Source organism: Ottowia sp. VDI28, from assembly GCF_049532675.1.
GTDB lineage: Bacteria > Pseudomonadota > Gammaproteobacteria > Burkholderiales > Burkholderiaceae_C > Ottowia.
In genome coordinates this window covers 4,586,976-4,613,506 of the sequence record NZ_CP149820.1, presented here as the reverse complement: position 1 = coordinate 4,613,506, position 26,531 = coordinate 4,586,976, and the positions used below count along the sequence as shown (strand labels likewise).

Here is a 26,531-nt window from a genome sequence, read left to right as displayed (position 1 = left end):
TTCTGGTCTCCTTATTTTTCCGCTGCCACACCGATTCTGGGCAAAAAGTCCCGGTTGTATTTCAGATCCGCCTCCAGTGCCTTGCGGTACTCCGCCGCGGGGGTGTAGTCCGGGCTCAGGCTCATCGCCACCACTTTGCTCTTGAACGAGGGATCCTTGGTAATGCTTTCCAAGGTGCTCTGCAGCTTCGTGACGATAGCGGGCGGGGTTCCCTTGGGCGCGAACATACCGAAGGTCGTGCTGGTGGGAAGGCGCGCTGCGACGCCGGCTTCCTGTGCGGTAGGTACATCGGGCAGGATTTCATGCCGGCTCTTGTAGAACGCGGCGAGCGGCACTACACGGCCGCTCTGGGCGGGCGTCACGGTCACGCCATCGATCACCGCGTCGATCTGGCCGCCGATCAGCGCCGTGACGCTTTGGCTGGAGCCCTTGAACGGCACGTGCAGCATGTCGATGCCTGCGGCGTGCTTCAGCGTTTCACCGTTGACGTGCGATGAAGAGCCAACCCCTACGGACCCATAGGTCAGCTTTCCAGGTTCGCGTTTGGCGAGCGCAACCAGTTCCTGCAAGGTCTTGACCCCCAACTGCTTGCTGACCGCCAGCACGGGGATGTAGCCCGCGATGCCGGCCACGACGTCGATGGAGTCCAACGGTTCCGGGTCCATCCGGGAGAGCGCAGGGAGCGTGGCGAAGGTCGAATAGGAGCCCATGAGCAGGGTGTACCCATCTGGCTTGGCGCGAGCCACGATATTGGTGCCGACCAATCCGGTTCCGCCCGGTTTGTTGTCGATGATGAAGGTTCCGCCCATCTTCTGGGAGAACTCGGTGGCGAGCAACCGGGCCAGGTTGTCGACGTTTCCGCCGGGCGGATATGGGACGATCAAGGTCACCGTCCGTGCAGGCCATTCCTGTGCCAAGGCCGATGCGATGGGAAGCGAAGCCGCGCAGAATGCGAGCGCGGGTATCAAGAGTTGCTTGATCAGTCCTTTGATGGGCATGGGTCATGTCTCCTGTAGTAGGTATCGAATGGAAGGAAATGAGGCCGCTAGCGCGGCCGGCGCCGGTATACGGCAGAGCCAACGTGTGCGCCTAGTTCGCGCAGTTCTTCACCGAGACGGTCAAGCTCTTGGCCGCTCAACTGGCTTTGGAACACGTGGGCCGAGAGCACCAGGCGCGGATCGTCGCCTGCACCTTTGGCGACAGCTGCCACCGAGGTGACCCCTGGAATCAGATACCCTTCGTCGACCGCGTAGCCGCGCTGTCTGGCCTGATCGACCTGCGAAAGGAACTGGTCCGGCGTGGGCACATGGGCCCAGCGCACCTGGCCTACCCCGGCTTCGATATCGGCCGTGCTGGCGCCGCGCGCCGCCGCGACCATGGCGCCGGTCGCCCCCGCATAGGGCGGTAGGCGGCTGGCCACCCGAAACTCAATGCGGATGACGCTGTCTGGTACCAGCCGCGCTGCCAGCAACAAGCGGCCTCCGGGCCGGACCATCCAGATGGTGGCCGTGGCGCTGTGGCGGGAAGCGATCTGCTGCAACAGCGGCTCGGCCAGTTCCACGTCGGAGCGGATCAGCAGCGGCCCGGCCAGCTCAAGCAAGCCAAGGCCGAGCTGATAGGACTTGGCGGACGCGTGAAACAGCACAATCCCTTCGTTGACCAGCGTGCGCAGGATGTTCAGCGTGGTCGATGGGCTCACGCCGGCCGAGCGGGCGATGGCGGCCAAGGGGATAGGCTCTCTCGCGGCGCTGATCACGCGCAGCACGGCCAGGGCCTGGCGCACGGCGCCCACATCGCGCCCGGCGCCCACGGCGTGTGGCGTGGCCTCCAGGTCGAGCCAGTTGGGATCGCAGTGGCTTTCGGTGCTCTCCATGGTCAAGGGGCGCTGTCCATGAGGGCGGTTCCTGCGATGACGACCTCGCCGGCATCCGTTTTGACCCATACGTTCCAGCCCTTGGCCTCTTCCGACCACTCGCCGCCGGCGCGTACCTGGGTGCCGGGGCGCACGGGCTTGAGAAATCGGGCGTCCAGTGTGACGCGTTGCAGCGCATCTGCGCCGAGGCTGAGCGTCAGGGACTGCCAGATCAGGTTCAGCGACATGGTGCCGTGCGCGATGATGCCGCCCATCGGCGTGCTCCTGGCAAACTCCTCATCAAGGTGAATCGGATTCCAGTCGCGGCTGATCTCGGCGTAGGCGGCGATATTGCCAAGGCTCGCCTCCAGCGAAACGGGTGTCAGCGTGCGTGCGCGAGGGGTGTGAGAGTGCGGTGTCATTGAGCCCATATCAAGCGCAGTTCCATATCGATGACCTGGTGGCCTTCTTCGTCGGTACCGCGAACGTGAAAATCCACGAAGCGGCGCCCTTTTTCTTCCTTGCCGCTGCAGGAGACCTCCGCGGATACGCGCGCCCCGATCCGCAGCGGCCGGGCGCCCCGGAGCTTGATCGAAGCATGCACGTTGCCCGGCGGGCGAGGGTGCATGGCCAGAAGATAGGTGCGCATGCCTACCATGTTGGTCAGGCCGCTCGGGGCCCTATCGCCTTGCGGTTGATCCCATGGGTAAAGCGCGGTCCATTGGTCGATCAGGCGTTGCCCGATCGTTTCGGTATGCCGCCCGTAGACGCGGCCGGGTTCGAGCCGCGCGAAAGTCAGCATCTCACCCAGCAATGTGGCCGTCGGTAGTGGCCAGGTGTTTTCACCCAGCTCGAACACGACACGAATGCGGGCACCGATCTGGACCTGGTGTGGTTCACATCCGCGCATGGTCACCATCATTCGGAAACCTTCATCAAGATCGGCCAGCGCGATCACGTACGGCAGGTCATCCTGGAACGCCGGTGCTGAGGCGCGTTCTACGACGGTGAAGCTGTGAACCGCGCCAATGCCATGCGATTCGCGCCAGGTGATTTCGGCTTGGCCGCAGCTCGCACAGCGGTGGCGCGGCGGAAACTGCGCTTTCTTGCAGACGGGGCAGTATTGGTAGATGAGCCGGCCTTCGGCCGCCGCCGACCAGAACGGCTGCGTTTCGGCGGTGGGTACTGGTGTGGGTTTCTTCATCTCGGTCTTTTCAGTCTCATTCAGCATCGCCCCAGAATCAGAGAGCAATGCGCGGAAAGAATCCCGCCGTCTCCGTGCACGAAAGCCAGTTCCGCGTCCGATACCTGGCGGGCGTCTGCCTCGCGGCGCAATTGCCGCACGGCCTCGACGATGTGGAACATGCCGCCGGCCGCGCCGGAGTGGCCAAACGACAGCAATCCGCCGTGCGTGTTGCAGGGCAGGCGGCCATTCAAGCCCAGTTCACCGGCCAAGGCGGCGCGGCCGGCTTCTCCTTTCTCGAAGAAGCCGATCGATTCGAGCTGGATCAGCAGCGTGATGGTGAACGAGTCATACACGAGTGCCACATCAATGTCGGACCGGTTCACCTGCGCCCGCCCGAAGGCGCGGTCGGCCGCTTGGCGGCATCCGAACTCCACCAGGCTGGAGGCGGCCACAATATGTTCGTGCGTATGGCCTTGCCCCGCGCCGAGCAGGCTCACAGGCGCACGTGTGTCCCGCGCCGCATCGCTGGCGCTCACGACCACGGCGGCCCCGCCATCTGAAACCAGGCAGCAATCGAGCAGCCGGAGGGGCGAGCTGATGAGGCGCGAGCGCATGACGTCCTCGATCTGAAGCGGATCGCGCATGTGCGCGCCAGGGTGGCGTGCAGCATGCCGCCGGTGCTCGACGGCGATCGCGGCCAACTGCTCCGGAGTGGCTTCGTATTCGTGCATGTAGCGCTGTGCCACCAGTGCATAGGCAGCCGGCACGCTCATACCGTGCGGCTGCTCGAACTGCGGATGGCCAAACCCCGCGAGCGCCGCCACCGCGCCGCCGTCACGCGCCATGCCGGTAGCGCGGGTGTCGCCCGTCACACACAGCACGTGCCGGCAGACCCCGCTTTCGACCAGCGCGGCAGCTTGCATGATCATGATGCAGGCCGTGGCCCCGCCGGCCTGCACCGCCAGATTGAACGCAGGTTGCAGGCCCACGTATTCACAAAAATACGAAGCCAGCATGGGGTGCGGTTCGGCCAGGGAGTAGGCGCACAGCACGCCGTCGATGTCGCGCAGCTTCAGGCTGGCATCGGCGATGGCCGCGTGCGCAGCCTCATCGTGCAGTCCCATGCAGCTTGATCCCGGGAGCTTGCCGACCTGCGTGTGGCCTACGCCCGTGAGTCGGGCTCGTGTCATGGGTGCTCCTTCAGCATGGCGTCCTTCCCATCCTTTCAATCCTTCCGTCCTTTTCCGTGGGGAATTCCTGTCTCTGGCTTGGGATCTTTTTGCCTTGAACGGTATTCACTATGGACAATAGGATGCACAGTTGTGAATGTCAAAGTGTCTGAAATGTGGAATGAAATCCTGACTTTTATGGACGGCGTGAAAATATTCCATGTTTGATCCATAATATTTCTATGGAAATAATCTCTGAGAAGCCACATGAAGCCACTTGCAGCAGTCAAGGTTGATCCCGGTGAAGTGCTGGCAAAAGCCACCTCCAGGGCTGGCCAGTTGCTGGGGCTTTCCGGCGCGGCGCTTGCGCGCACCATTGGCGTGAGCGAGCCCACGGTCTCGCGTATCGTGAGAGGGCACAAGAGCATCAATCCCGATTCGAAAGAGGGCGAGTTGGCGTTGCTTCTGGTACGCGTGTACCGTTCGCTCGATGCGCTGGTGGGCACGGACGATCAGAAGCGCCTCGCGTGGATGAACAGCCACAACAAGGCGCTCGGCGGAAAACCCCTGAAACTGATTCAGAGCGCCGAGGGGTTGGTGGCTACATTGCACTACCTGGATGGCATGAGGGCTCCTGCGTGACCACCTGGAGCGAAGATTGGTTCAAAGGCACGATCGCGTCGCGCCACATGCTGGCATGGCGTGGCGTGGAGGCGCAGCACGTGGTGTCCACGATGCGCTTGGTGGATACCCCGGATGAGCAGGATTTGCTGGAGTCGCTTCTGGAGGGCAGCAAGCCGGCCTTGCCGCCAACAGCCAAGCCCAAGCACTATTTACTGGTTACTCCGTTCCGGTATAGCCCCACGCATGCGAGCCGCTTTCGTCCGCCGAAAGCGAAAGGCCAGTGGTATGGGGCGGAGAATATCTACGGCGCTTGCGCCGAGGTGGCTTATTGGCGGCGCCGTTTCATCCTGGACAGCGCGGGGCTGCTGGAGGAGATCCTGCTGACCGAGCACAGCTTTTTTCAGGCGAAGATCAGGGGACGCTCCATTGATCTGATGGCTGAGCCTTGGGTACAGGCTCGGGCGGAGTGGACGCATGGCAGCGACTACAGCGCCAACCACGCTGTGGCCGCGGCGGCCCAGGAGCGCGGTGTGCAATGGCTGGGTTATGAATCAGTCCGCGCACCCGGAGAGCGCTGCGCCGTGGTGTTCGATCCGGATTGCCTTTCGGAGCCCGCGGCTTCGCTGGAGCGGACCATGCAGCGGTGGATCTGCAAGGCCTCCCGTACTTCCGTGATGTTCATGGGAAACGGCCAGAGTTTTGTCTGGGGGTTTTAGTTGATGACACACCGTAGCCCGTTCTGAGGATCATCGGCGCGCAAACAAAGGTTGCTCAAAGTGCCCGACACGGGTGGGCCGCCCCCGGACACATACTTCGGCGAACTGGTAAAGAATGGCCCCCGTGGGCGCGGCAATCCATCGATCGCCCACCGGCATGCGCAGTACAGGATGAACGCTGCCTTCTATGGCTTCCAGCAGGGGCGCATCGTCACGCATGAATTCCGTGACGGGAATGCGGTGCGTGCTGGCCACTTCCGCTTCATTGGGCGTGAAGCCCCTCGTGGTACCCGCCCAGACCACGACGGGTGTGATGCAGAACCCCGAGTGGGTCACGAAATCGTCCAGCATTCCAAGGATGTTGTCTTCTGTCAGCGCCAGACCGACTTCCTCGTGCAGTTCCCGCAGTGCAGCCTCCTCTGGCGATTCACCGGGATCGATGCCACCGCCAGGCAAAGCCCATTGGCCTGCATGCTTGCGCAGCGCCGCGGCGCGCCTGGTCAGCAGGATGGCTGGGCTTTCGCTCCATACGCGAGGGTTTTCAATCCCGGGCAGACCCGCGCCCAGCCCTTCATCGACGATCGTGAGGGCCACCGCCGCACGCTTGCGGGCGCTCGCCTCGTCCGCCGAGAGGCGCTCCCAACGTGTCAACGCGGAGCGGATTTGCGATCTGAAAACGTCGTCGATCTTCATGGGATGCGGCACGGCCAGAAGTTGGTCAGATGGCTTTCAAAGCCGCCTCACGGCCGCGCCCCACATTGATCGGCAGCAACGCCAGCAAACCCAGCACGAAGAGAATCGTGGTCGCCGCGATGGCCACGCGCTGGTTGCCCCCGGTCATCCAGGTGATGGCCCCATAACTCAAGGGGCCGATGATGCTGGCCAGCCGGGTGGCCACTGTCCATAAGCCGAAGAACTCGGCCAATTGCCGCTTCGGAGCAAACAGGCCGACCATCGCACGCCCCGCTGACTGGCTTGATCCCATGCAGATGCCGGCGATAGCCGCCGCCCACCAGAATTGTCCTTTGGTCTGTGCCAGCGCCGCGATGACGCAGGTGGCTACCCATCCCAGCAAGGTCAGGGCCAGCGCAGCCTTGTGGCCGATGCGGTCCTGCAAATACCCGCAGCCAAAAGCGCCCGCCGCCGCCGCAATGTTGAGCACGAAGATCAACACCATGGTTTCCTGCTGCTTGAAACCGATCACCTGCTCGGCATAGATCGCCGCCAGCGTGATGGCGACCGCCACGCCTCCCTGGTAGGCCACGGTGCAGACCAGCAGCCAGACGAAATCGCCATAGCGCTGCGCTTCGCGCCAGGTGTGCCCCAATTGCCGCAGGGCTGCCGCCAACCCTGTATCCTGTCCTGGCGCGGCGGCCATGGGTTGCGCCCGCTCGCGCAGCAGCATGAATGTGACCAGCGCGGCCAGGCCGTAGAAGATGGCCGTGATGAGCATGGTCACGGGCACGAACTGTTCGGCGGCTTGCCCTTGCCCCTGGGCCCACAGCACGTAGGCCAGGCACAGCCCGAGCGCCAGCATGCCGCCAACATAGCCGAAGCCCCAGCCCCAGCCGCTCACCTTGCCCATGCTTTCGGGCCGTGCCAGTTCGGGCAGGAAGGCCCCCGTCAGCGACTCGCCGTAGGAATAGAAGGTATTGGAAACGATGATCAGCACGACCGCCAGCGCGACATCGCCAGGGCGCGCGAAAGCGAGGGCCGCGGTGCTGAGCACACAGCCAAGGGTAAACAGGAGCAGAAGCCGCTTCTTGGCAGCGCGCATGTCTGCCCAGGCGCCGAGGCTCGGCATGGTGAGCATCACGATGGCATAGGAGGCGCTGAGTGCCGCCGTCCACGCCAGCGGACCCCAAGCCGCCCCCTGGGTCACTGCACCGGCAAAATACGCCGCGAACACTGCGGTAATGACGACCGTGGTGTAGCCCGAGTTGGCGAAGTCGTACATCGCCCAGCCAAATACCTCGCGCTTCTTGACACCCGGGTTCAGCGCATCCGATGAAAGAGTACTCATGCGAGAAGTTCCGACCGAACAGGGCGCCGGTCAATCATGCAGCATGGTATGGCTGCAAATGAGAAGGCAAAAAAACGGCGCAGAAAATCCTGCGCCATGTTTTCAGTTCAATGAAGATGCCGTGGCCTGCGGCCGCCACCGTGGCCGGCCCCGCCGCCGCCCCCGGGCCGCGCGGAGGTTTGCCGAGTTCAAGCGAACTGGTGAGTGCTGAATAGCGATCCGAGAAGAGCTTGTCGATCTCGGCCACTACCCCGCCGAGTTCGGCGCCGTCGAAGTGGCGCTCCATCAGGTTTACCACATCTTCCACCAGCAGATTGCGTTGCGCCTGCATGATGGCTTCTGGCGTGGGGCCCACGAAAAGCAGCACGAAATCATCGCGTGACTCGCGGCCTGCCTCTTCGTCTTCCTCGTCGAACTGGGCGTCGTAGAAAGTGATCTCGATCTGCGCACCGACTTCGGACAGCTCGTTGAGGTTCATGCAAAGCTCGTCGAGCTGCTGACGAAAATCATCGTCGCCCTGCAGCGTCCAGCATATCTGCAAGACGTGCTCGCGCGGGTTGAAGCGGATGCCCGGCTCGTCTTCGTAGAGGCTGGCTGCCCCATCGGCAAGCGAACGCGCGCCGGCATACTTCCAGAGGGGTTTCAGCGCATCCTGCAAGGTGTCAAAGCTGACATCGGAGCGCAGTTTCACGTCGCCATGCACGTGGATTTCAAAAGGTGCGTCATCGTGACTCATGGCGTATTCCTATTGATGGTGCCCCGAGCCGGGGTCGAACCGGCACGCCCCTTTTCAGGAAAGCGGCGGATTTTAAGTCCGCAGTGTCTACCAATTTCACCATCGGGGCCAAAGATGCATTGTCGCAGGCCGCAGCGCGATTGTCGGCGTGAGAGGAAAAAATGAAGCCGGCGCGGGCAGGGTCTGGAAACGAGAGGGCTCGCCACAGTTCTTCCGGCAAGCTATTGAAAGCATTGCAGTTTCTGCAGCAACGAGCTTGGAGTGTATGGGGGTGGAGGCGCGATCCGGAGTCGAACCGGACTAGACGGATTTGCAATCCGTTGCATAACCGCTTTGCTATCGCGCCATATCGGGACACTCGACAAAAAAGGGAAGCGACGGCTTCCCTTTTAGTGGTGTCAGCGAAGGTTCAGATTATAGCCGTGTTTTGCGCCGCTTCCGGAAATCCGGCTTTCGGCTCTCAGGCTGTCGCGAATGCCTGCACTTTCACCATGCTTGCCTCGCCTTCCAGCCAGCGCGCGGCTGCCGCGCCAAGCGCGCGGCCATCGCCGCTGTCGAGCAACTGCAAGGAGGGCGCTGGCGCGACCTGCGTGGCCAGCAATCCTTGCGCGGTCAGCAGATCCCGTGTGTGGCGTGCGACGGCCTCACCAGGATCGATCAATTGCACGGTCTGGCCCGTGCGCTGCTGGATCCGCGCCGCGATCAGCGGGTAGTGCGTGCAGCCGAGCACCACGGTGTCGATCTGTCCCGGTTCGTGACCCAGAGTGCCCAAGGCGCCCACATGTTGCTCGATCAGGATATCGGTCTGGGTTTGCTCGCCGCTGGACGCTTCTTTTTCGATGGCAGCCGCAAGGCCATCGCAGGCGTGCGGCACGAACTCCACCGGCCCCGAGAGGCGTTCGCGCAGCAGCCTGAATTTTTCGCTGGCAAGCGTGCCGCGTGTGGCCAGTACGCCCACGCGGCCTGTCCGGGTGGCGAGGGCACCTGGCTTCAGCGCCGGTTCAATGCCGATGATGGGCAGATCGGCATGTTGTTCGCGCAGTGCGCGCCCCGCCGCCGCGGTGGCGGTGTTGCAGGCGATCACATAGGCCTTGATGCCATGCGTGCGGCGCATGTCCGCCAGCACGGCCTCGGAGCGCGCCGTGACATAGGCATCGCCACGTTCCCCATAGGGCGCATGGGCACTGTCGCCTGCGTACACAAAGCGTTCCTGCGGCAAGGCGGCCAGCAGCGCCCGGAGTACCGAGATGCCGCCAATGCCGCTGTCGAACACACCGATGGGCGCGCTGGGGTTTGTCTGCATATTCGTTGTCCGGAGCAGCGGGGCAGTTTGTTTTGCGGGGGCCGCCGCGGAGCGGGCTTGGCCCGGCCGCTGGCGGCGGAAGGCGCGCAAGAGCGTGTTCAAAGTCTCCTCGCGGGTCCGTTGTGCCCGAGAAACCGCGTCTGCGGCGTTGAAAAGCCTCGCGATACCACGAGGTATCCCTGCGTTTTTCGCCTAGCATCCACGATTTCTCGAACACAACAGCCCTCGCGCTGAGACTTTGAACACGCTCTAAGCGCCTCAAGGGGTTAAACGCTTGCTAGGGCAATGCCTTTGAATTCGCCTGACGCGATGCGTTTTTCCCACTCGGCGGGGCCGGTGTTGTGCACGCTGATGCCGCCCGCGTCGACGGCCACGGTGACGGGCATGTCCACCACGTCGAATTCGTAGATGGCCTCCATGCCCAGATCCTCGAAGCCGACCACCTTGGCTTTCTTGATGGCCTTGCTCACCAGGTAGGCGGCTCCGCCCACGGCCATCAGGTAGGCACTCTTGTGTTTCTTGATCGCCTCGATGGCGGCCGGTCCGCGCTCAGCCTTGCCGACCATGGCGATCAGGCCGGTTTGCGAGAGCATCATGTCGGTGAACTTGTCCATCCGCGTGGCCGTGGTGGGGCCGGCGGGGCCTACAGCCTCGTCTTTCACCGGATCGACCGGACCGACGTAGTAGATGACGCGGTTGGCAAAATCCACCGGCAGCTTCTCGCCCTTGGCCAGCATGTCCTGGATGCGCTTGTGGGCAGCATCGCGGCCGGTGAGCATCTTGCCGTTCAGGAGCAGGGTGTCGCCGGGTTTCCAACTGGCCACTTCTTCCTTGGTCAAAGTGTTCAGATCCACGCGTTTGCTCTTTTGCGTATCGGGCATCCAATCGACCTTGGGCCAGAGGTCGAGCGAAGGCGCATCCAGGTAGGCCGGGCCGCTGCCGTCGAGTACGAAATGGGCGTGGCGCGTGGCGGCGCAGTTGGGGATCATGGCCACGGGCTTGCTGGCGGCGTGGGTGGGGTACATGGCGATTTTGACGTCCAGCACGGTGGTGAGGCCGCCCAGGCCCTGGGCGCCAATGCCCAGTGCGTTGACTTTCTCGAACAGCTCCAGGCGCAACTCTTCCACTTGCGTGAGCTTTTCGCCCTTGGATGCCTTGGCCTGCAGCTCGTACATGTCAAGGTCGTCCATCAGGCTTTGCTTGGCGAGCAGCACGGCTTTTTCGGCCGTGCCGCCGATGCCGATGCCCAGCATGCCAGGAGGGCACCAGCCGGCGCCCATGGTAGGAACGGTTTTCAGCACCCAGTCGACCACGCTGTCGCTGGGGTTGAGCATGACCATCTTGCTCTTGTTTTCCGAGCCGCCGCCCTTGGCCGCGACGGTGACTTCAACCGTATCGCCCGGCACGATCTCGGTGACGATGACCGCCGGCGTGTTGTCTTTGGTGTTCTTGCGCGCGAACTGCGGATCTGCGACGACGCTGGCGCGCAGGCTGTTGTCGGGGTGGTTGTAGCCGCGCCGGACGCCTTCATTGATGGCGTCGTCCAGCGAGCCGGAGAAGCCTTCCCAGCGAACATTCATGCCCACCTTCAGAAACACGTTGACGATGCCGGTGTCCTGGCAGATCGGCCGGTGGCCGATGGCGCTCATCTTGCTGTTGGTGAGAATCTGCGCCATGGCGTCCTTGGCGGCGGGGCTTTGCTCGCGCTCATAGGCGCGCGCCAGGTGCGCGATGTAGTCGGCCGGGTGATAGTAGCTGATGTATTGCAGCGCGGCGGCGACGGATTCGATCAGGTCATCTTGCTTGATGGCGGTCATGGCGTGGGCTTCCTTGTTCTGGATATTTACGTCGATCGTAGGGGCATCGGCGATCTGCTACCGTTGCCGCTAGAACGTATTCACGTTCTTAGCCCCAATGCCGTTCAGATAGATCCCATGCAGGGGGAGGGCGCAAAGCCTTCGCGGCCAAAGCCGCCCCTGCGGGGAAGGTTGTTTCTCGTTCACTGAACGGCACTGCAGCCAACCCCCTATTTTGACAGCCCTTTTCAATGAGCAACGCCATGACCTCTACCCGCACCGAGCGCGACACCTTTGGCCCCATCAACGTACCGGCCGACCGGCTGTGGGGAGCCCAAACGCAGCGCTCGCTGCAGAACTTCGACATTTCCGGCGAGCACCAGCCGCGGGAGATCATCCACGCGCTGGCGCTGGTGAAGCGGGCTTCGGCGGCGGTCAATCAGCAGCTCGGCCTTTTGAAGGAAGACAAGGCCAAGGCCGTGATCGCTGCCGCCGACGAAGTGCTGGCTGGCCAGCATGAGGGGGAATTTCCGTTGGTTGTCTGGCAGACCGGCTCCGGTACGCAGACCAATATGAACCTGAACGAGGTCATTGCCAACCGCGCCAGCGAACTGATGGGCGGCGAGCGCGGGGAGGCGCGGCTGGTGCATCCGAACGACGACGTCAACAAGAGCCAATCAAGCAACGACGTTTTTCCCACGGCGATGCACGTGGCCGCAGTGCAGGCACTGACAGGCAAGCTGCTGCCGGCCATCGCCAAGCTGCGGGCCACCCTGGAGGCGAAATCTCGTGATTTCGCCGGTATTGTCAAGATCGGGCGCACTCACCTGCAAGACGCCACGCCGCTCACGCTGGGCCAGGAATTTTCCGGCTATGTGGCCCAACTGGGACACGCCGAGGCGCATGTACGCGCCGCGCTGCCGCATTTGTGTGAGCTGGCTCTGGGCGGAACGGCGGTCGGTACCGGCCTGAATGCACCCAAGGGCTATGCCGAGGGCGCGGCGGCGGAGCTGGCGAGGCTGACAAACCTGCCTTTCGTCACGGCACCGAACAAGTTCGAGGCGCTTGCCAGTTGTGATGCGCTGGTGCATGCCCATGGCGCGCTGAAAGGCCTGGCCGCCAGCTTGAACAAGATCGCCAATGACGTGCGCTGGCTCGCGAGCGGGCCGCGCAGCGGCATCGGCGAACTGAGCATCCCGGAGAACGAACCTGGTTCGTCCATCATGCCCGGCAAGGTCAATCCCACGCAGAGCGAGGCGCTCACCATGCTGTGCGCGCAGGTCATGGGCAATGATGTGGCCATCAATATTGGCGGCGCCAGCGGCAACTTCGAGTTGAACGTGTTCCGGCCGATGATCGCGCACAACTTCCTGCAGAGCGTGCGGCTGTTGGCCGACGGCATGGTGAGCTTCAACGACCATTGCGCCGTAGGCATCGAGCCGAACCGCACCCGCATAGATGAACTGGTGAGCCGCTCGCTGATGCTGGTGACCGCGCTCAACCCGCACATCGGCTACGACAAAGCCGCCCAGATCGCCAAGAAAGCCCACAAGGAAGGCACCAGCCTGCGCGAAGCAGCCCTGGCCACGGGCTACGTAACCGCCGACCAGTTCGACGCCTGGGTAAACCCCGCCGACATGGTCTGAGCAGAAAACTCAAAAGGCCGCAGAGCAGGCCATACCAGAGCCCCCGCGGAGCTGGCTTTGCCAGGCCGCTGGGTGCGTCCCCCCTCGGGGGGAAGGCGCGCCAGCGACTCAGGGGGGCTCAATGTTCAGACGACATCAGCTTGTCGGTGTATGCAATGGCCATGGCCGACAGCAGGAACACCGCATGGATCACCGTCTGCGCGATCAGCACCTTGTCGGTGTAGTTGTCCGCGTTGATGAAGGTCTTGAGCAGATGAATCGAGCTGATCCCGATGATGGACAGGGCCAGTTTGACCTTGAGTACCGAGGCGTTCACATGGCTCAGCCACTCGGGCTGGTCGCGGTGGCCTTCCAGGTCGAGCCGGCTGACGAAGGTCTCGTAGCCGCCGATGATCACCATGATCAGCAGGTTGGAGATCATGACCACGTCGATCAAGGCCAGCACCACCAGCATGATCACGGTTTCGTTCAGTGAAGTGATGGGGACGTTGCTTTTGTAGCCGATGGCACTGACGAGCGCCTCCAGGGCCTCCTTGTTGCCGAACGCGGCTTCAATCAGGTGCCATAGCTCGACCAGGAAATGCACGACGTAGACGCCCTGTGTCGCGATCAAGCCCAGATAGAGCGGCAATTGCAGCCAGCGGCTGGCGAAAACCAGCGCCGGCAAGGGGCGCAGGGGGCGGTTCACGGGGTGTTGGACTGGATCGACCATGAAATATGTGAGGCCGGGCGGGAAGGCGCCCTGAATCTGATAAAACCCACGATTGTAAAAAGCCGGTGTGCTGCGCCACAACTATTTTTAAGGCGCACACTTATGGTGCGCCGCAAGCTCAAAAGAGCCGTGGCGGAGTCAGAACTTTGTAAGAGCCGGGCCGGATGATGATGGCCGGGTTTCGGGCGGAGCGCCTGGGCGTCCGCTGTGTGCAACGACGTAGGAGACGGTACTCATGAGTGCGATCGAATCGGTTTTGGTTGAAAACCGCGTGTTCCCCCCCAGCGAAGCCATGGTGAAGGCTGCGCGTATCTCGGGCATGCCCGCCTATGAGGCTCTCTATGCCGAGGCCGACAAGGATCCCGAGGGGTTCTGGCGCCGGCAGGCCAAGGAGCATCTGGTGTGGAGCAAACCCTTCACCCGCGTGCTTGATGAATCGAACAAGCCGTTCTACAGATGGTTCGACGACGGCCAGCTCAATGCCAGCGCCAACTGCCTGGACAAGCACATGGGTACGCCGGCCGAGAACAAGACCGCCATCATCTTCGAGGCCGATGACGGCGCCGTGACCAAGGTCACCTATAAGGAACTGCTGGCGCGCGTGTCCCAGTTCGCCAATGGCCTGAAGGCGCACGGCATCAAGAAGGGCGACCGGGTCCTGGTCTACATGCCGATGACGATCGAGGGCGTGATTGCCATGCAAGCCTGCGCGCGCATCGGTGCCACGCACAGCGTGGTGTTCGGCGGCTTCTCGGCCAAAGCCTTGCAGGAACGCATTGTCGACGTCGGTGCCGTGGCCGTGATTACCGCCAATTACCAGATGCGGGGCGGCAAGGAATTGCCTTTGAAGGCCGTGGTGGACGAAGCGCTGGGCATGGGCGGCTGCGAATCGGTGAAGAACGTGTTCGTGTACGAGCGCACACCCACCGCCTGCGTCATGGCCGCCGGCCGCGACAAGACCTTCACCCAGCTTCTGGAGGGCCAATCCACCGAGTGCGCTCCCGTGGCAGTGGATGCCGAGCATCCGCTCTTCGTGCTCTATACCAGCGGCTCCACCGGCAAGCCCAAGGGCGTTCAGCATGCCACGGGCGGCTACCTGCTGTGGGCCAAGATGACGATGGACTGGACTTTCGATCTGAAAGACAGCGACATCTTTTGGTGTACGGCGGATATCGGCTGGGTGACTGGCCATACCTACGTGGCCTACGGCCCCCTGGCCGCGGGCGCGACGCAGATCGTGTTCGAAGGCGTGCCGACCTATCCGGACGCGGGCCGCTTCTGGCAGATGATCGAGCGTCACAAGTGCAGCATCTTCTACACCGCGCCCACAGCCATCCGCTCGCTCATCAAGGCGTCCGAGACGAATGAGAAAGTGCACCCGAAGAACTCGGATCTGAGCAGCTTGCGCATCATGGGCAGCGTGGGGGAGCCGATCAACCCCGAGGCCTGGGTGTGGTATTACAAGAACGTGGGCGGCGAGCGCTGCCCGATCGTGGATACCTTCTGGCAAACCGAAACCGGCGGCCATGTCATCACCCCGCTGCCGGGTGCCACGCCGCTGGTGCCAGGATCCTGCACGCTGCCGCTGCCGGGCATCGCCGCCGCGATCGTCGACGAGGCGGCCAATGACGTCCCGAACGGATCGGGCGGCATTCTGGTGATCAAGAGGCCCTGGCCGGCCATGATCCGTACCATCTGGGGCGATCCGGAGCGTTTCAAGAAGAGCTATTTCCCTGAGGAGCTCAAAGGCTACTACCTGGCCGGCGACGGTGCCGTGCGCGATTCCGAGCGTGGTTACTTCCGCATTACCGGCCGTATTGACGACGTGCTGAACGTGTCGGGCCACCGCATGGGCACCATGGAGATCGAATCGGCCCTGGTCGCCAAGACCGATCTGGTGGCCGAAGCCGCCGTGGTGGGCCGTCCCGACGACACCACGGGTGAGGCCATCTGCGCGTTCGTGGTGCTCAAGCGCTCATTGCCGCAGGGCGAAGAAGGCAAGCAGATCGCCAAAGAGCTGCGCGACTGGGTCGCCAAGGAAATCGGCCCCATCGCCAAGCCCAAGGATATCCGCTTCGGTGAGAACCTGCCCAAGACCCGCTCCGGCAAGATCATGCGCCGCCTGCTGCGCAGCCTGGCCAAGGGAGAGAAGATCACGCAGGACACCAGCACGCTGGAGAACCCGCAGATCCTGTCTCAGCTGGACCAGACTTACTAAGACGTGTTCACGTTCTAAGCGTCCTGCAGCCCTACCGTTACATCGGCGTAGAAAGGGAAACTCTGATCTTCGTCGGAGGCCGCTTCTGGATTCCCGCCTACGCGGGAATGACGGGGCATTTTTAGCTCCCGGTAGGACGGATGCAGCATGAATAAAAAAGCCCGCGACAGAGCGGGCTTTTTTTCGTATTCAAAAGGCTGCGGAGCAGGCCATTCGGGGCCGCCGCGGAGCTGGCTTCGCCAGGCCGCAGGCGGCGTCCCCCTGGGGGAAGGCGCGCAGCGCCTCAGGGGGGTTACTTCAACGAAAGAATCCAAGTAGCCAGCGTCTTGGCCTCAGCTTCGCTCACGTTGCCATTGGGAGGCATTGGGACCGCGCCCCAGGTGCCGGAGCTGCCTTTGATAATCTTGCCAGCCAGCATGTCGGCGGCGCCGGCTTCCTTGCCGAACTTGGCAGCAACGTCTTTATAGGCAGGGCCCACCAACTTCTTGTCGATCGCATGGCAAGCCATGCAGTTCTTGGATTTGGCCAGGGCCTCGTTTGCCATGACCGGGGCGGATACAGCAGCCATAGTGGCCAAGACTAGCAAAGCGCGTTTCATATCATTCCTCTTTTCGTGGGTGATTGAGCTACAGTCCAATCAACGCCATTGTACCGGCGGGCGTTGACCCTAAAAACCTGATCTCCTTTAAGGAAACTTGATGTATCTGCTGGGGCTTGGAATCATTTTGTTGCTCCTGAAGTACCTGGAGTTCGGGCCGCCTGCCACCTGGAGCTGGTGGGTGGTACTGGCGCCGTTCGCCGCGGCGGTGGTTTGGTGGGCGTGGGCGGATTGGTCGGGCTATACCAAGCGCAAGGCCATGGAGCGGCACGAGGAGCGCAAGCAGGCGCGGATCGACCGGCAGAGGAAAGCCATCGGGCGGCCCACCAGCGCTTCATCCCGGCGGCGCTGAAATTGTCCCCCCTGAGGCGCTTACGCGCCTTCCCCTGAGGGGGACGCACCTGGCGGCCTGGCCAAGCCAGCTCCGCGGGTGCCCTGGCATAGACTTTTCCGCGGATGCCCGCGTATGGCTTGCTCCGCGGGCTTTCCTACAATGCGCGCATGCTGATTTATCCTCAAATCAATCCCATTGCGCTGCAAGTGGGCCCGTTGGCGATCCACTGGTATGGGATCACCTATCTGGTGGCGTTCGCGCTGTTCTTCTGGCTGGCCACGCAGCGGCTCAAGCACGAGCCCTATGCCAGCATCACCCAGCCTGCCCCGTGGACGCGGCGGGATATCGAAGACATGCTTTTCTATGGCGTGCTCGGCGTGATCGTGGGCGGGCGCCTGGGGTATTGCCTCTTCTACAAGCCGGGCTACTACCTGACTCACCCACTGGAGATTCTTGCGATCTGGCAGGGCGGCATGAGCTTTCATGGCGGCATGCTGGGCGTGATTCTGGCCATGATCTGGTGGGCGCACACGCGTCAGCGGCCCTGGCTGCAGGTGACCGATCTGATCGCGCCCTGTGTGCCGCTGGGATTGGCCTCGGGAAGAGTGGGTAACTTCATCAATGGCGAGTTGTGGGGGCGGCTGGCTGATCCCTCCTTGCCGTGGGCCATGGTGTTTCCCGCGGCTGGCCCTGAGCCCCGCCATCCTTCGCAGGTTTATCAGTTCCTGTTGGAAGGGGTGCTGCTCTTCGTTTTGCTGTGGCTGTACGCGCGCAAGCCCCGCAAGATGGGGCAGGTGAGCGGTGCCTTTTTGACGGGTTACGGCCTGTTCCGCTTCATCGCGGAGTATTTTCGTGAGCCGGATGCCTTCCTGGGGTTGCAGGCGTTGGGCTTGTCGCGTGGGCAATGGCTTTGTGTGCCCATGATCCTGGCAGGTGTGTTGATGTGGCTCTGGGCGAGTAAAAAGCGCGCTTAGAACACGTTCCTGCCGGGCCGGCAGGTGGGAATGACGGAGGGTAATCCCGAAAGAGTTGTGTTTTAGGGAAATTGAGTGCAAAAGCCGTCAAATTCTTCTGGTTTGGCGTCAGATGCTCAATATTCCCCCGAGAATGTCTCCTGAATATTCTCTTTTTTCTTCTCTTTCATCCGCGTGGAATCGCCTGTCATGAACACGGAAGTCAATTTGAAACCTGCAGAAGCCGCCACGGGTACGCCACGCAGCACCCATGAGCGGCTGGATTCACTCCTGGGCCGCAGGGGCGAAGCCTTGTCACCGCGCGCGTTGCGCAAATTGCTGGAGCAGCTACAGGCCATCATTGATCCGCGTGTGGGCGATGTGGAAGGCGGGCGCCGCGCGCAAGCCTTTTTGAGCTGGTACGAGAAAGCAGTGCCCGGCGAGCGGCTGGACGCCTGGCTGCTGATGAGCGAACAATTCGTGGCCGATCAGGCCAAGACCAAGGCCGCGCAGGCGCAATACACCGCTGCCATCGGCACGACGGACGAAGCTGCCGCCGAGGTCCGGCTGCGGCGCGCCACGGTGTCCCCGCGCCGGCGCATCCTGCAGCGCATTTCGGTGCTGCCCGAAGGGGTGCGCTTCCTGGTCGACATGCGCGAGCAGCTATTGCCGCACCTCAAGGCCCGTCCGACCCTGGTGGCGCTCGACGTCGAGATGGAATACATGTTCTCGACCTGGTTCGATGTCGGCTTTCTGGACCTGCGCCGCATGAGCTGGGATTCGCCCGCCTCGCTGATCGAGAAACTCATCAAATACGAGGCTGTACACGACATCCGCAGCTGGGCTGACCTGAAAAACCGGCTGGACAGCGACCGCCGCTGCTATGGCTTCTTCTATTCGCGGCTGCCGGACGAACCGTTGATCTTTGTCGAGGTCGCTTTGCTTGGCCAAATGTCCGACAGCATCACGCCGCTGCTTGACGAGTCGGCGGCCGCGGCTGATCTTTCCAAGGCCACCACGGCGATTTTCTATTCCATCAGCAACACCCAGCCCGGATTGCGGGGCGTGAGTTTCGGCGACTCGCTCATCAAGCACGTGGTGGAGACCTTGAAGGCGGAGTTCCCTCGCCTCAAGGTGTTTGCCACGCTGTCGCCTATTCCGGGCCTGCGCAGCTGGATCAGCAAGAACGCCGCCCGTCTGGTGGAATCCATGCCCGCGCGCGCGCAGCAAGCGCTGACGCGCGAGCTGGGCGAACCGCCGACCGCGAAGAATGTGCTGGCCGCGCTGGATGGCGTGGCGGAGCTGAGCGAATCCTCCGCGGTGCGCCGCTGGCTGATGGCCAGCGCGGCGGAATACCTGGGGCAGGGCATCGAGGGCACCAGGCCGCTCGATCCTGTGGCGCGCTTTCACTTGGGCAACGGTGCCCGTGTGGAGCGCCTGAATTGGTTGGCGGACCCTTCTTCCAAGGGGCTCAAGCAGTCGTACGGACTGATGGTGAACTACCTCTACGACCTCAAGCGCCTGGACAAGCACCGCGAATTGCTGGCGCAGGGAAAAATTCCGGTTTCCAGCCAAGTCAAGGGTTTGCAGGACTAGCGAACCGTCCTGGCTCCATGGCCCGTGCTTTTTCATGAAGCCGCTTGAGCAGGGTGTCCAGCATGTCGGCTTCATCCTGCGATAGCGTGGCCATCAGCTCCCGGTTGATGGCCGCCACGCGCGGCAGCAGGCGCTCGTAGAGTTGCTGGCCGGCTTCGGTCAGGCGCAGCAGCACCTCACGCCGGTCACCAGGGCGCGGCCGGCGCTCTACCAGGCCTTTGACAGCCAGGCTCGTGATGGCACGAGAGGTGCGCGCACGGTCCAGGCCCGTCAGCTCAGCCAACTGCGAAGACAGCACCCCTTCGTTCAAGGCCAGTTCGGCCAGCATGCGCCACTCGCGCCGGGTGATGCCGAATTCCTCTTCGCACATCTGTATGACGCCGCGGCCCGCGCGCGCGGTGAGGTTCCACAGCCGAAACAACAGCATGTCGTCCAGCGTTTCAGGATGGGTCAGGCGTGAGGCAGTCATCCTAGGATACGCCCTAGGGTAATTACGGATATTGATTGATTTTGTCAATTCTTGGTGCGCCGCCTACAGTGCTTGATTCTGCGATTTATATCCATGGGAGACAAGCGCGGTGCAAAGAAGAACTCTCGCACATACCATTCTTGCTGGCGTACTGGCTGGCGCCATGGCCGCTCCGGCTACGTTTGCTCAAGATAGCGGACCGTTGCGCATCGTGGTTCCTTATGCCCCTGGCGGCTCGAGCGACCGCGCGGCGCGCATTGTGGCGGACAAGCTGGGCGCCAAGCTGGGTCAGACGGTGATTGTCGAGAACAAGACCGGGGCCGGCGGACGGCTGGCGGCGCAGCAGTTCAAGGAGATGGATGCGCGCCAGAACGCGTTGCTGCTAGGCAATCCTGCCGTGATGGTCGTGGCTCCGCTGGTGTTCAAGGATGCCGGTTACGACCCTGAGAAAACCTTCCAGCCGGTCTCGCAGGTGAGCGACTACGAATTCGGCCTGGCGGTGTCTTCCGCCGTGCCGGTCAAGGAATTGACTCACTTGCTGGCCTGGCTGCGTGCCAATCCGGACAAGGCCAATTTTGGTGTGCCGGCTACCGGCAGTTTGCCGCATTTCTTCGCGCTCATGACGACGGAGAAAGCCAGGGTCAATGGCCAAGTGGTCGGCTACAGGGGCTCGGGCCCGCTCATCGGCGATTTGCTTGGCGGCCAGGTGCCGGTGGCGTTCGATACGCTGGATACCCTTTTGCCGCAGCATGAAGCCGGCAAGCTCCGCATCCTGGCCAGCTCAGGCAGCAAGCGTTCGCCGTTCGCCAAGGACATTCCCACTTTCAAGGAAGCCGGTCTCGATTTGGTGGCCACGGGCTGGAACGCGCTCTTCGCGCCCGCCGCCATGCCACGTGAGAAAGTGGAGCGCCTGGGCAAGGCTATCCGAGAAGTGATGCTCGACCCCGATACGCGCAGCAAGTTTGCGGCTGCAATGGTCACCCCCGTGGCCAGCACGCCTGCGGAAACCGCGGCGATGCTGAAGGCCTACCGCGCCCAATGGGCACCCGTGGTGCGCAAATCCGGCTACCAACCCTGAACACGTCCAGAGAACGTGCTCAACCTTCCAATCCATTGAAATCATCCACTCATGCTTTCCACATCCCCTGCCTTGCGCCGCGTGCTGCTGGCGTTCTGCGCCGGCTTGATGAGCTTCTCCGCTGCCGCGCAGGATCACTATCCGTCCAAACCCGTCAAATTCCTCAACAGCTTCCTCCAGGCGGGCCGTCGGATCTCATCGCGCGCTCGCTGGCCGATGAACTGGGCAAGACGCTCAAGCAGACCTTCATCGTCGACAACAAGCCGGGGGCAGCCGGCAATATCGGTACCGATCAAGTGGCCAAGAGCGCACCCGATGGCTATACGGTGCTGTTTTCCATCGATACGGTGTTCACCGTCAACCCGCACATCTACAAGAAGGCGCCTTTCAAACCATCGGATTTCAAGCCGGTGATGGTCCTGGCCTCTTCGGGTTTGCTGGTGGGAACTCACCCGTCCCGGGGCTTCAAGACCCTGGCCGACCTGGTGAATGCCGGCAAGACCAAGGGCGTGAGTTACAGCTCGGCTGGATCGGGCAGTCCTGGCCACCTTTCGGCGGAGCTCTTTCATGAGGCGACGGGCATGAAGATCACCCATGTGCCCTACAAAGGCAATACGCCCGCGGTTACCGCGGTGCTGGCGGGGGAGGTGGATGGCGGTGTGCTGGCCACGCCAGGCATGCTGCCCCATGTGAAGGCGGGCAAGATCACGGCGCTGGCCGTTACCAGCCGCCAGCGCTCCAGTCTGGCGCCCGAAGTGCCTACGGTCGCGGAGGCTGGTTACAAGGGGCTCGAGCAGGAGGTGCTCTACATCGCCATGGTGCCTGCCGCCACTCCGGATGCCGTGGTGCAGACGCTCGTGAAAGCCTTTACCGATGCGCTGGCCAAACCCGAGATCAAGCAGCGTCTGAGCGGACTCGATCTGTTCTACGAAGGCCTCACGGGGGCTGCTGCCAGCAAGCGCCTGAGCGATTTGTCTGACCGCTATGGCCGTGTGATCAAGGCCACCGGGATGAAGGTTGAATAATTTTTATAAAAGCGAGGAGCCGGCGGATGCGCGCCGGCTTGAAGCCAGAATGACCGAAAAGAAACCAAAACGTCCCAATATCATTTTCATCGTCGCCGACGACCTGGGTTTTGCCGATCTGGGCTGCTATGGCGGGCGTGATGCGCGCTTCGGGCCGGTATCGCCCGTGCTTGATCAGTTGGCTGCACAAGGCCTGAAACTGACGGATGGCTACAGCAACTCTCCCGTGTGTTCGCCCACGCGCTTCGGTTTGATGACGGCGCGTTGGCAGTACCGCTTGCGCGGCGCCGCCGAGGAACCGATCAACAGCAAGAGCAAGGGCAGCACCACGCTGGGCCTGCCTCCCGAGCATCCCACCTTGCCATCGCTGCTCAAGGGGGCTGGCTATCGCACGGCGCTGATAGGCAAGTGGCATCTGGGCTACCCGCCAGTGTTCGGGCCGCTCAAATCGGGCTATGAGGAGTTCTTCGGCCCCATGTCGGGCGGGGTGGATTACTTCACCCATTGCAGCAACAACGGCACACACGATCTCTATCTGGGTGATGCCGAGCACAGCGAGGAAGGCTACCTCACGGATCTGATCTCCGACCGCTCGGTGGATTACGTGCAGCGCATGGCCGAGGGGGCCCGCGGCGATACGCCCTTCTTTCTGAGTGTTCATTACACCGCTCCCCATTGGCCTTGGGAAACGCGAGATGATGCGGCGCTGGCGGCGGAGGTGAAGACCAACCTGTTCCATCTGCATGGGGGCAACATCCACACCTACCATCGCATGATCCATCATATGGACGAGGGCATCGGTCGCATCGTGGAGGCACTGCGCTCGGAAGGCCTGCTGGAAGAGACCTTGATCGTTTTCACCAGCGACAACGGCGGCGAGCGCTTCTCGGACAACTGGCCTCTGGTGGGCGGCAAGATGGACTTGACCGAGGGCGGCATTCGCGTACCCTGGATCGCCTGCTGGCCGGCCGTGATTCCCGCGGGTGGCGTGAGTGATCAGCTGTGCATGACCATGGATTGGTCGGCCACCATGATCGAGGCTGGCGGGGCGGCGCCGGATGCGGAGTATCCGCTGGATGGCGTGTCGCTCATGTCCGTGCTGCGCGATCCTCAAGCCACCTTTGAGCGCCCGCTCCATTGGCGCATGAACCATCGGGGCCAGCGGGCATTGCGCCAGGGCGATTGGAAGTATCTGCGCGTGGACGGTATCGACTACCTGTTCAATATTCCGGCGGACGAGCGCGAGCGGGCCAATCAGGCGGGCCGGGAGCCAGAGCGCCTGGCCGCGATGCGCGCGGCATGGGAGACCTGGGAGGCGGGCATGCCACCGATTCCCGCTGATGCCGCGGTGAGCCTGGGCTACTCCTATAAGGATATGCCGCAGCGCTGAAGGTTGGTTAGTCTTAGTTCAAATACTTTCAAAATAAGGCCAGACGGCCCCTTGGTATCTTGGTATTGTCCCGAGCGGAAGACAGTGCGAAAGTAAATGTCCGGGCATGTATTTACCCGGACTACAACCAAGGAGACCACATTGACTTCATCATTGACCCGCCGGCAGGCCATGCTGGGCGGTGCCGCCCTGGCGCTGCCTTTCACGGCTTCGGCCCAGTCCGCATGGCCCGCCAAACCGGTAACCCTGGTCGTGCCATTTCCCGCTGGAGGGGGCACTGATGCGTTTGCCCGCCCCCTGGCGGCGCAATTCGCCAAACTGACGGGCAAGACCCTGGTGATCGACAACCGGGGTGGGGCAGGGGGCACCGTGGGGGCTTCCATTGCGGCCAAGGCGCAGCCAGACGGCTACACGCTGTTCATGGGGGGCGCCCACCACATGATCGCGCCCAGCATGTATCCCAAGCTCGACTACGACATCGAGAAGGATTTCGTGCCCTTGATCCAGGTGGCGAGCGTGCCGCAGGTGCTGGTCGTGAACCCCAAGCACACGCCGGAGGCCAACTACAAGGACATGCTGGCGCGGATTCGCAAGAACCCGGGCAAGCTGAACTACGCGTCAGCCGGCGCTGGTTCGGTACACCATCTGGCGGGCGAGTTGTTCAAGATCCAGACGAAGACCTTCATCACCCATATCCCGTACCGGGGTGCGGGGCCGGCGCTGCAGGATCTCATTGCAGGCAATGTCGACATGAATTTTGACGGGCTGGGCTCGTCGGCGAGCCACATCAAGGGCGGGCGAATCAGGGCGCTGATGGTGGCCGGCAAACAGCGCAATCCCGCCATTCCCGATGTGCCGAGCGCTGTGGAGGTGGGCTTGCCTGATTACAACGTCAGCACCTGGTACGGGATCTGGGGGCCCAAGGGCATGCCGGCCGAGGCGCAGAAGGCCGCCATAGAGGGTATTCGCAATGCCTGCAAGACCGACGAAGCCAAGGCCGTCTGGGCTGCCCAGGGGGCGAGTTTTCCCGATGTCGAGGGTCCGCAGTTCGCCGCTTTGATATCTTCGGAGATCGCACGCTGGGCACAAGTGGTAAAAGCGTCGGGCGCCAAGCTCGATTAGGGGGACACGCCCTTCCCTTGAACGTACCGTTCAGACTTTCGGGAGCAAGCCGGGCCAGGAGCGCCGGCTTGCGCGCGGATTGGGAGTTAAGTCCGATGTCCCGGATGAAGGCTGGGTGCTCTAATGCACCGCATGAATCCCGAATACAGTTCCTGGCTGCGCCGTGATTTCCTGAAGCTGGGGACAGCGGCGGCTACTGCCGCGCTGCTGCAAGCCTGCGGCGGCGATGGTGACCGGTCCGATGCCCCTGAATCCGTGCGATGGACGCGTGAAGGCATCCTCGCAGCCCTCGAACGACCCGGCACGAACCTCGGCGCCAGTTCGGTAGCGCTGCTTGCCGATGACCGCATCGTCTGGAGTGAGGCCTTTGGCTACGCCAACCGCGATGCGCACCAGCGGGCCACCGTCGATACGCGCTTCAATATCGGCTCGGGTTCCAAAATGTTCACGGCGTTGGCTGTCATGATTTTGCGCGATAGGAGGATGTTGTCGCTCGATCAACCGGTGGCTGAACTGTTGCCATCTTTCAGCATGAAATCCCCGGGCTATACCAGGATCACGGCGCGCCACCTGATCTCCCACAGCTCGGGTTTTCCCGGTAGCAACTATCGCAATGCCTTCAATTTCGCGTTTGTCCCAGGCTATGCGCAGGATGCTTTCGAGGCGCTCAAGCAGTCGCGGCTGAAGCACGATCCGGGCGAATTCGGGGTCTATTGCAATGATGGCTTCACGTTGGTGGAGTTGATCGTGCCGGAACTCACCGGTCAGAGCTACACCGATTTCATCCAGCATGAACTGCTGGGGCCCCTGGGCATGGCGCTCACTGGGTTTGCCTTGGCGCCAGCCGCCGAAGGCACGTTCGTGCATCCGGTCTGGAAGGAGCAGACATTACCGCAGGAAATGGTGGCGCCCTACGCTGCGGGTGGCCTCTTCAGCACGCCGTCCGACATGATGAAACTGGCGCGCATGATGATGGACGGTGGCGTGTTCGAAGGCCGGCGCATCGTCTCCGATGGCGCGTTGCAGGACATGGGCGTTGATCAGAGTGCGATGATGCGCATCGATCCCGCGGCCCCGTCGTGGCGTTGGGGGCTGGGCTGGGACACCGTGCGGCAACCCGGTTTGGACGCAGCCGGATTGCTGGCCTGGAAAAAGGGCGGCGACACGCAATTTTTTCATTGCGATTTCATCGTGCTTCCACAGGCCCGGTTGGCCGCGATGCTGGTCAACGACAACGCATTCACCGGCAACCGGCTGGCCTTGCTCGAAGGCTTGCTGCTGCGAGCCGCGCAGGAGCGTGGGGTGATCTCCGCCGTGCCTTCGGCCATTGTTTCCGCGGTGCCGCCGGCGGTCTCCGTCACGCCCGGTGCGGCGGAATTGACCGGCATCTACGCCAGGGACGGCATGCCCGTTCAAGTGCTGGCAGAGGCCGGTGGCGCCTTGGCTTTTCGCTTTTGGACCGCTGGGGAGTGGACCGTGGCGGACAAGGGCCTGCGCCTGCGCACGGATGGCTGGTGGTGGGCGGATGGTGTCGCAGAGCGGTGCTATGCCTTCAAAACGGTGGAGGGCCGTCGTTATTTGATCCAGCGATCTCTTTCCGGCAACCAGCTGTATTGGGACGAGGTGCCAGTGGCCGAGTGGCTGCCCGAAGCGCCGGCGCCGCTACCGGCGGCCTGGCAAGACCGGGTGGGCAGCCAGTGGCGCTGTATCAACGACGATCCTGAATCGTTCGAAGGCAGATACGAGCCAAGAACCGGCGTGATCGGCGAACTGGCCGAACGGCCCGGCTATGTGATGTGGAACGACGACCAGCTTTTGCGTGTGATCAATGGCAATGAGGCTGGCATGACTGTGAAGATCCCGGTGATGGCGGGGCGGGATCTGGTCGAGCTCCGCATGGAGAAAGGCGAGGACGGAGAAGACCGGCTGCACGTCGGAACGCTGGTGTTCCGGCCTATGCCAGAAATCTGACCGAACCGGCAAAG

At 62.6% G+C, this 26,531-nt stretch carries 24 protein-coding genes, 2 tRNA genes and 1 pseudogene; 12 read left to right on the top strand and 15 right to left on the bottom strand.

All coding sequences use genetic code 11. The features are described 5' to 3' along the window. Positions 1-11 precede the first annotated feature (11 nt). From WJU18_RS21965 to WJU18_RS21945, 5 genes are read right to left on the bottom strand one after another with little or no spacing between them, the layout of a single operon-like run. Positions 12-998, bottom strand: coding sequence for a Bug family tripartite tricarboxylate transporter substrate binding protein (locus WJU18_RS21965; RefSeq protein ID WP_423455683.1), 987 nt, complete (start codon positions 996-998; stop codon positions 12-14). Positions 999-1,045: 47 nt separating this feature from the next. Further along, positions 1,046-1,873: an IclR family transcriptional regulator gene (locus WJU18_RS21960; protein ID WP_423455681.1), complete on the bottom strand. Its 828-nt coding sequence runs from the start codon at positions 1,871-1,873 to the stop codon at positions 1,046-1,048. A 2-nt stretch (positions 1,874-1,875) separates the two neighbouring features. Then, positions 1,876-2,274, bottom strand: coding sequence for a MaoC family dehydratase (locus WJU18_RS21955; RefSeq protein ID WP_423455680.1), 399 nt, complete (start codon positions 2,272-2,274; stop codon positions 1,876-1,878). Continuing rightward, the gene (locus WJU18_RS21950) at positions 2,271-3,056 is read right to left on the bottom strand and encodes an OB-fold domain-containing protein (RefSeq protein WP_423455678.1); all 786 of its coding nucleotides are present in this window, start codon (positions 3,054-3,056) and stop codon (positions 2,271-2,273) included. The genes WJU18_RS21955 and WJU18_RS21950 overlap by 4 nt, the downstream gene beginning before the upstream one ends. A 20-nt stretch (positions 3,057-3,076) precedes the next feature. After that, entirely contained in the window at positions 3,077-4,228 is a 1,152-nt protein-coding gene (locus WJU18_RS21945; RefSeq protein WP_423455676.1) for a thiolase family protein, read from the bottom strand. A 246-nt stretch (positions 4,229-4,474) separates the two neighbouring features. Between WJU18_RS21945 and WJU18_RS21940 the strand changes: the two genes are divergently transcribed. Beyond that, positions 4,475-4,849, top strand: coding sequence for an antitoxin Xre/MbcA/ParS toxin-binding domain-containing protein (locus WJU18_RS21940; protein WP_423455674.1), 375 nt, complete (start codon positions 4,475-4,477; stop codon positions 4,847-4,849). After that, positions 4,846-5,547, top strand: a complete 702-nt coding sequence (locus tag WJU18_RS21935) for an RES family NAD+ phosphorylase (protein ID WP_423455672.1) — start codon at positions 4,846-4,848, stop codon at positions 5,545-5,547. The genes WJU18_RS21940 and WJU18_RS21935 overlap by 4 nt, the downstream gene beginning before the upstream one ends. 30 nt (positions 5,548-5,577) lie before the next feature. On the opposite strand, the gene WJU18_RS21930 is transcribed toward WJU18_RS21935, so the two are convergent. From WJU18_RS21930 to WJU18_RS21900, 7 genes and pseudogenes are all read right to left on the bottom strand, one after another. After that, positions 5,578-6,240: an NUDIX hydrolase gene (locus WJU18_RS21930; RefSeq protein WP_423455670.1), complete on the bottom strand. Its 663-nt coding sequence runs from the start codon at positions 6,238-6,240 to the stop codon at positions 5,578-5,580. Between the two features lie 25 nt (positions 6,241-6,265). Continuing rightward, positions 6,266-7,570, bottom strand: coding sequence for an MFS transporter (locus tag WJU18_RS21925; protein ID WP_423455668.1), 1,305 nt, complete (start codon positions 7,568-7,570; stop codon positions 6,266-6,268). A gap of 107 nt (positions 7,571-7,677) precedes the next feature. Continuing rightward, positions 7,678-8,306: pseudogene (locus WJU18_RS21920) on the bottom strand (DUF6806 family protein). Between the two features lie 16 nt (positions 8,307-8,322). Then, a tRNA-Leu gene (locus tag WJU18_RS21915) sits at positions 8,323-8,415 on the bottom strand. Positions 8,416-8,578: 163 nt separating this feature from the next. After that, positions 8,579-8,652 (bottom strand) — tRNA-Cys (locus WJU18_RS21910). Between the two features lie 114 nt (positions 8,653-8,766). Next, positions 8,767-9,609: a glutamate racemase gene (gene murI / locus WJU18_RS21905; protein WP_423455666.1), complete on the bottom strand. Its 843-nt coding sequence runs from the start codon at positions 9,607-9,609 to the stop codon at positions 8,767-8,769. A 266-nt stretch (positions 9,610-9,875) separates the two neighbouring features. Beyond that, positions 9,876-11,426, bottom strand: a complete 1,551-nt coding sequence (locus tag WJU18_RS21900) for a fumarate hydratase (RefSeq protein ID WP_423455664.1) — start codon at positions 11,424-11,426, stop codon at positions 9,876-9,878. 242 nt (positions 11,427-11,668) lie between these two features. On the opposite strand from WJU18_RS21900, the gene fumC reads away from it, so the two are divergent. Further along, entirely contained in the window at positions 11,669-13,051 is a 1,383-nt protein-coding gene (gene fumC, locus WJU18_RS21895) for a class II fumarate hydratase (protein ID WP_423455662.1), read from the top strand. Between the two features lie 118 nt (positions 13,052-13,169). Here fumC and WJU18_RS21890 read toward each other — a convergent pair whose 3' ends face one another. Then, positions 13,170-13,763, bottom strand: coding sequence for a TIGR00645 family protein (locus WJU18_RS21890; RefSeq protein WP_423455661.1), 594 nt, complete (start codon positions 13,761-13,763; stop codon positions 13,170-13,172). A gap of 235 nt (positions 13,764-13,998) precedes the next feature. On the opposite strand from WJU18_RS21890, the gene acs reads away from it, so the two are divergent. Continuing rightward, positions 13,999-15,981, top strand: a complete 1,983-nt coding sequence (gene acs, locus WJU18_RS21885; RefSeq protein ID WP_423455660.1) for an acetate--CoA ligase — start codon at positions 13,999-14,001, stop codon at positions 15,979-15,981. A 292-nt stretch (positions 15,982-16,273) separates the two neighbouring features. On the opposite strand, the gene WJU18_RS21880 is transcribed toward acs, so the two are convergent. After that, the gene (locus WJU18_RS21880) at positions 16,274-16,579 is read right to left on the bottom strand and encodes a c-type cytochrome (protein WP_423455658.1); all 306 of its coding nucleotides are present in this window, start codon (positions 16,577-16,579) and stop codon (positions 16,274-16,276) included. 100 nt (positions 16,580-16,679) lie between these two features. Here WJU18_RS21880 and WJU18_RS21875 point away from each other — a divergent pair, with 100 nt between their 5' ends. The 3 genes from WJU18_RS21875 to WJU18_RS21865 all read left to right on the top strand — a co-directional run bounded on the left by WJU18_RS21875 (position 16,680) and on the right by WJU18_RS21865 (position 19,462). Then, complete coding sequence (locus WJU18_RS21875) at positions 16,680-16,931, top strand: TIGR04438 family Trp-rich protein (RefSeq protein ID WP_423455656.1); 252 nt, start codon at positions 16,680-16,682, stop codon at positions 16,929-16,931. Between the two features lie 149 nt (positions 16,932-17,080). After that, on the top strand, positions 17,081-17,887 hold the full coding sequence (lgt, locus tag WJU18_RS21870) for a prolipoprotein diacylglyceryl transferase (protein ID WP_423455655.1): 807 nt from the start codon (positions 17,081-17,083) through the stop codon (positions 17,885-17,887). Between the two features lie 189 nt (positions 17,888-18,076). Further along, positions 18,077-19,462, top strand: coding sequence for a malonyl-CoA decarboxylase (locus tag WJU18_RS21865; protein ID WP_423455653.1), 1,386 nt, complete (start codon positions 18,077-18,079; stop codon positions 19,460-19,462). Here the strand turns inward: WJU18_RS21865 and WJU18_RS21860 are convergent. Further along, a complete protein-coding gene (locus WJU18_RS21860) occupies positions 19,443-19,931 on the bottom strand; it encodes a MarR family winged helix-turn-helix transcriptional regulator (RefSeq protein ID WP_423455652.1) in 489 nt (162 codons plus the stop codon). The two genes, WJU18_RS21865 and WJU18_RS21860, sit on opposite strands and share 20 nt — an antisense overlap. 163 nt (positions 19,932-20,094) lie before the next feature. Here WJU18_RS21860 and WJU18_RS21855 point away from each other — a divergent pair, with 163 nt between their 5' ends. The 5 genes from WJU18_RS21855 to WJU18_RS21835 all read left to right on the top strand — a co-directional run bounded on the left by WJU18_RS21855 (position 20,095) and on the right by WJU18_RS21835 (position 26,517). Further along, a complete protein-coding gene (locus WJU18_RS21855; protein ID WP_423461071.1) occupies positions 20,095-21,009 on the top strand; it encodes a Bug family tripartite tricarboxylate transporter substrate binding protein in 915 nt (304 codons plus the stop codon). 35 nt (positions 21,010-21,044) lie between these two features. Continuing rightward, entirely contained in the window at positions 21,045-22,034 is a 990-nt protein-coding gene (locus tag WJU18_RS21850) for a Bug family tripartite tricarboxylate transporter substrate binding protein (RefSeq protein ID WP_423455651.1), read from the top strand. 49 nt (positions 22,035-22,083) lie between these two features. Further along, positions 22,084-23,424: a sulfatase family protein gene (locus WJU18_RS21845; RefSeq protein ID WP_423455650.1), complete on the top strand. Its 1,341-nt coding sequence runs from the start codon at positions 22,084-22,086 to the stop codon at positions 23,422-23,424. Positions 23,425-23,595: 171 nt separating this feature from the next. Further along, the gene (locus WJU18_RS21840) at positions 23,596-24,546 is read left to right on the top strand and encodes a Bug family tripartite tricarboxylate transporter substrate binding protein (RefSeq protein WP_423461070.1); all 951 of its coding nucleotides are present in this window, start codon (positions 23,596-23,598) and stop codon (positions 24,544-24,546) included. A 132-nt stretch (positions 24,547-24,678) separates the two neighbouring features. Then, a complete protein-coding gene (locus WJU18_RS21835; protein ID WP_423455649.1) occupies positions 24,679-26,517 on the top strand; it encodes a serine hydrolase domain-containing protein in 1,839 nt (612 codons plus the stop codon). Positions 26,518-26,531: the final 14 nt, after the last annotated feature.

Bases quoted from the DNA above. Each gene is read 5' to 3' on its own strand.
- WJU18_RS21835 (WP_423455649.1), top strand. From the start codon at position 24,679: ATGAATCCCGAATACAGTTCCTGGCTGCGCCGTGATTTCCTGAAGCTG.
- WJU18_RS21865 (WP_423455653.1), top strand. From the start codon at position 18,077: ATGAACACGGAAGTCAATTTGAAACCTGCAGAAGCCGCCACGGGTACG.
- WJU18_RS21880 (WP_423455658.1), bottom strand. From the start codon at position 16,579: ATGAAACGCGCTTTGCTAGTCTTGGCCACTATGGCTGCTGTATCCGCC.
- WJU18_RS21875 (WP_423455656.1), top strand. From the start codon at position 16,680: ATGTATCTGCTGGGGCTTGGAATCATTTTGTTGCTCCTGAAGTACCTG.
- acs (WP_423455660.1), top strand. From the start codon at position 13,999: ATGAGTGCGATCGAATCGGTTTTGGTTGAAAACCGCGTGTTCCCCCCC.
- WJU18_RS21925 (WP_423455668.1), bottom strand. From the start codon at position 7,570: ATGAGTACTCTTTCATCGGATGCGCTGAACCCGGGTGTCAAGAAGCGC.
- WJU18_RS21965 (WP_423455683.1), bottom strand. From the start codon at position 998: ATGCCCATCAAAGGACTGATCAAGCAACTCTTGATACCCGCGCTCGCA.
- WJU18_RS21860 (WP_423455652.1), bottom strand. From the start codon at position 19,931: ATGACTGCCTCACGCCTGACCCATCCTGAAACGCTGGACGACATGCTG.
- WJU18_RS21940 (WP_423455674.1), top strand. From the start codon at position 4,475: ATGAAGCCACTTGCAGCAGTCAAGGTTGATCCCGGTGAAGTGCTGGCA.
- WJU18_RS21855 (WP_423461071.1), top strand. From the start codon at position 20,095: ATGGCCGCTCCGGCTACGTTTGCTCAAGATAGCGGACCGTTGCGCATC.
- lgt (WP_423455655.1), top strand. From the start codon at position 17,081: ATGCTGATTTATCCTCAAATCAATCCCATTGCGCTGCAAGTGGGCCCG.
- murI (WP_423455666.1), bottom strand. From the start codon at position 9,609: ATGCAGACAAACCCCAGCGCGCCCATCGGTGTGTTCGACAGCGGCATT.
- WJU18_RS21950 (WP_423455678.1), bottom strand. From the start codon at position 3,056: ATGAAGAAACCCACACCAGTACCCACCGCCGAAACGCAGCCGTTCTGG.
- WJU18_RS21930 (WP_423455670.1), bottom strand. From the start codon at position 6,240: ATGAAGATCGACGACGTTTTCAGATCGCAAATCCGCTCCGCGTTGACA.
- WJU18_RS21960 (WP_423455681.1), bottom strand. From the start codon at position 1,873: ATGGAGAGCACCGAAAGCCACTGCGATCCCAACTGGCTCGACCTGGAG.
- WJU18_RS21840 (WP_423461070.1), top strand. From the start codon at position 23,596: ATGCTGGGCGGTGCCGCCCTGGCGCTGCCTTTCACGGCTTCGGCCCAG.
- fumC (WP_423455662.1), top strand. From the start codon at position 11,669: ATGACCTCTACCCGCACCGAGCGCGACACCTTTGGCCCCATCAACGTA.
- WJU18_RS21945 (WP_423455676.1), bottom strand. From the start codon at position 4,228: ATGACACGAGCCCGACTCACGGGCGTAGGCCACACGCAGGTCGGCAAG.
- WJU18_RS21890 (WP_423455661.1), bottom strand. From the start codon at position 13,763: ATGGTCGATCCAGTCCAACACCCCGTGAACCGCCCCCTGCGCCCCTTG.
- WJU18_RS21900 (WP_423455664.1), bottom strand. From the start codon at position 11,426: ATGACCGCCATCAAGCAAGATGACCTGATCGAATCCGTCGCCGCCGCG.
- WJU18_RS21845 (WP_423455650.1), top strand. From the start codon at position 22,084: ATGACCGAAAAGAAACCAAAACGTCCCAATATCATTTTCATCGTCGCC.
- WJU18_RS21955 (WP_423455680.1), bottom strand. From the start codon at position 2,274: ATGACACCGCACTCTCACACCCCTCGCGCACGCACGCTGACACCCGTT.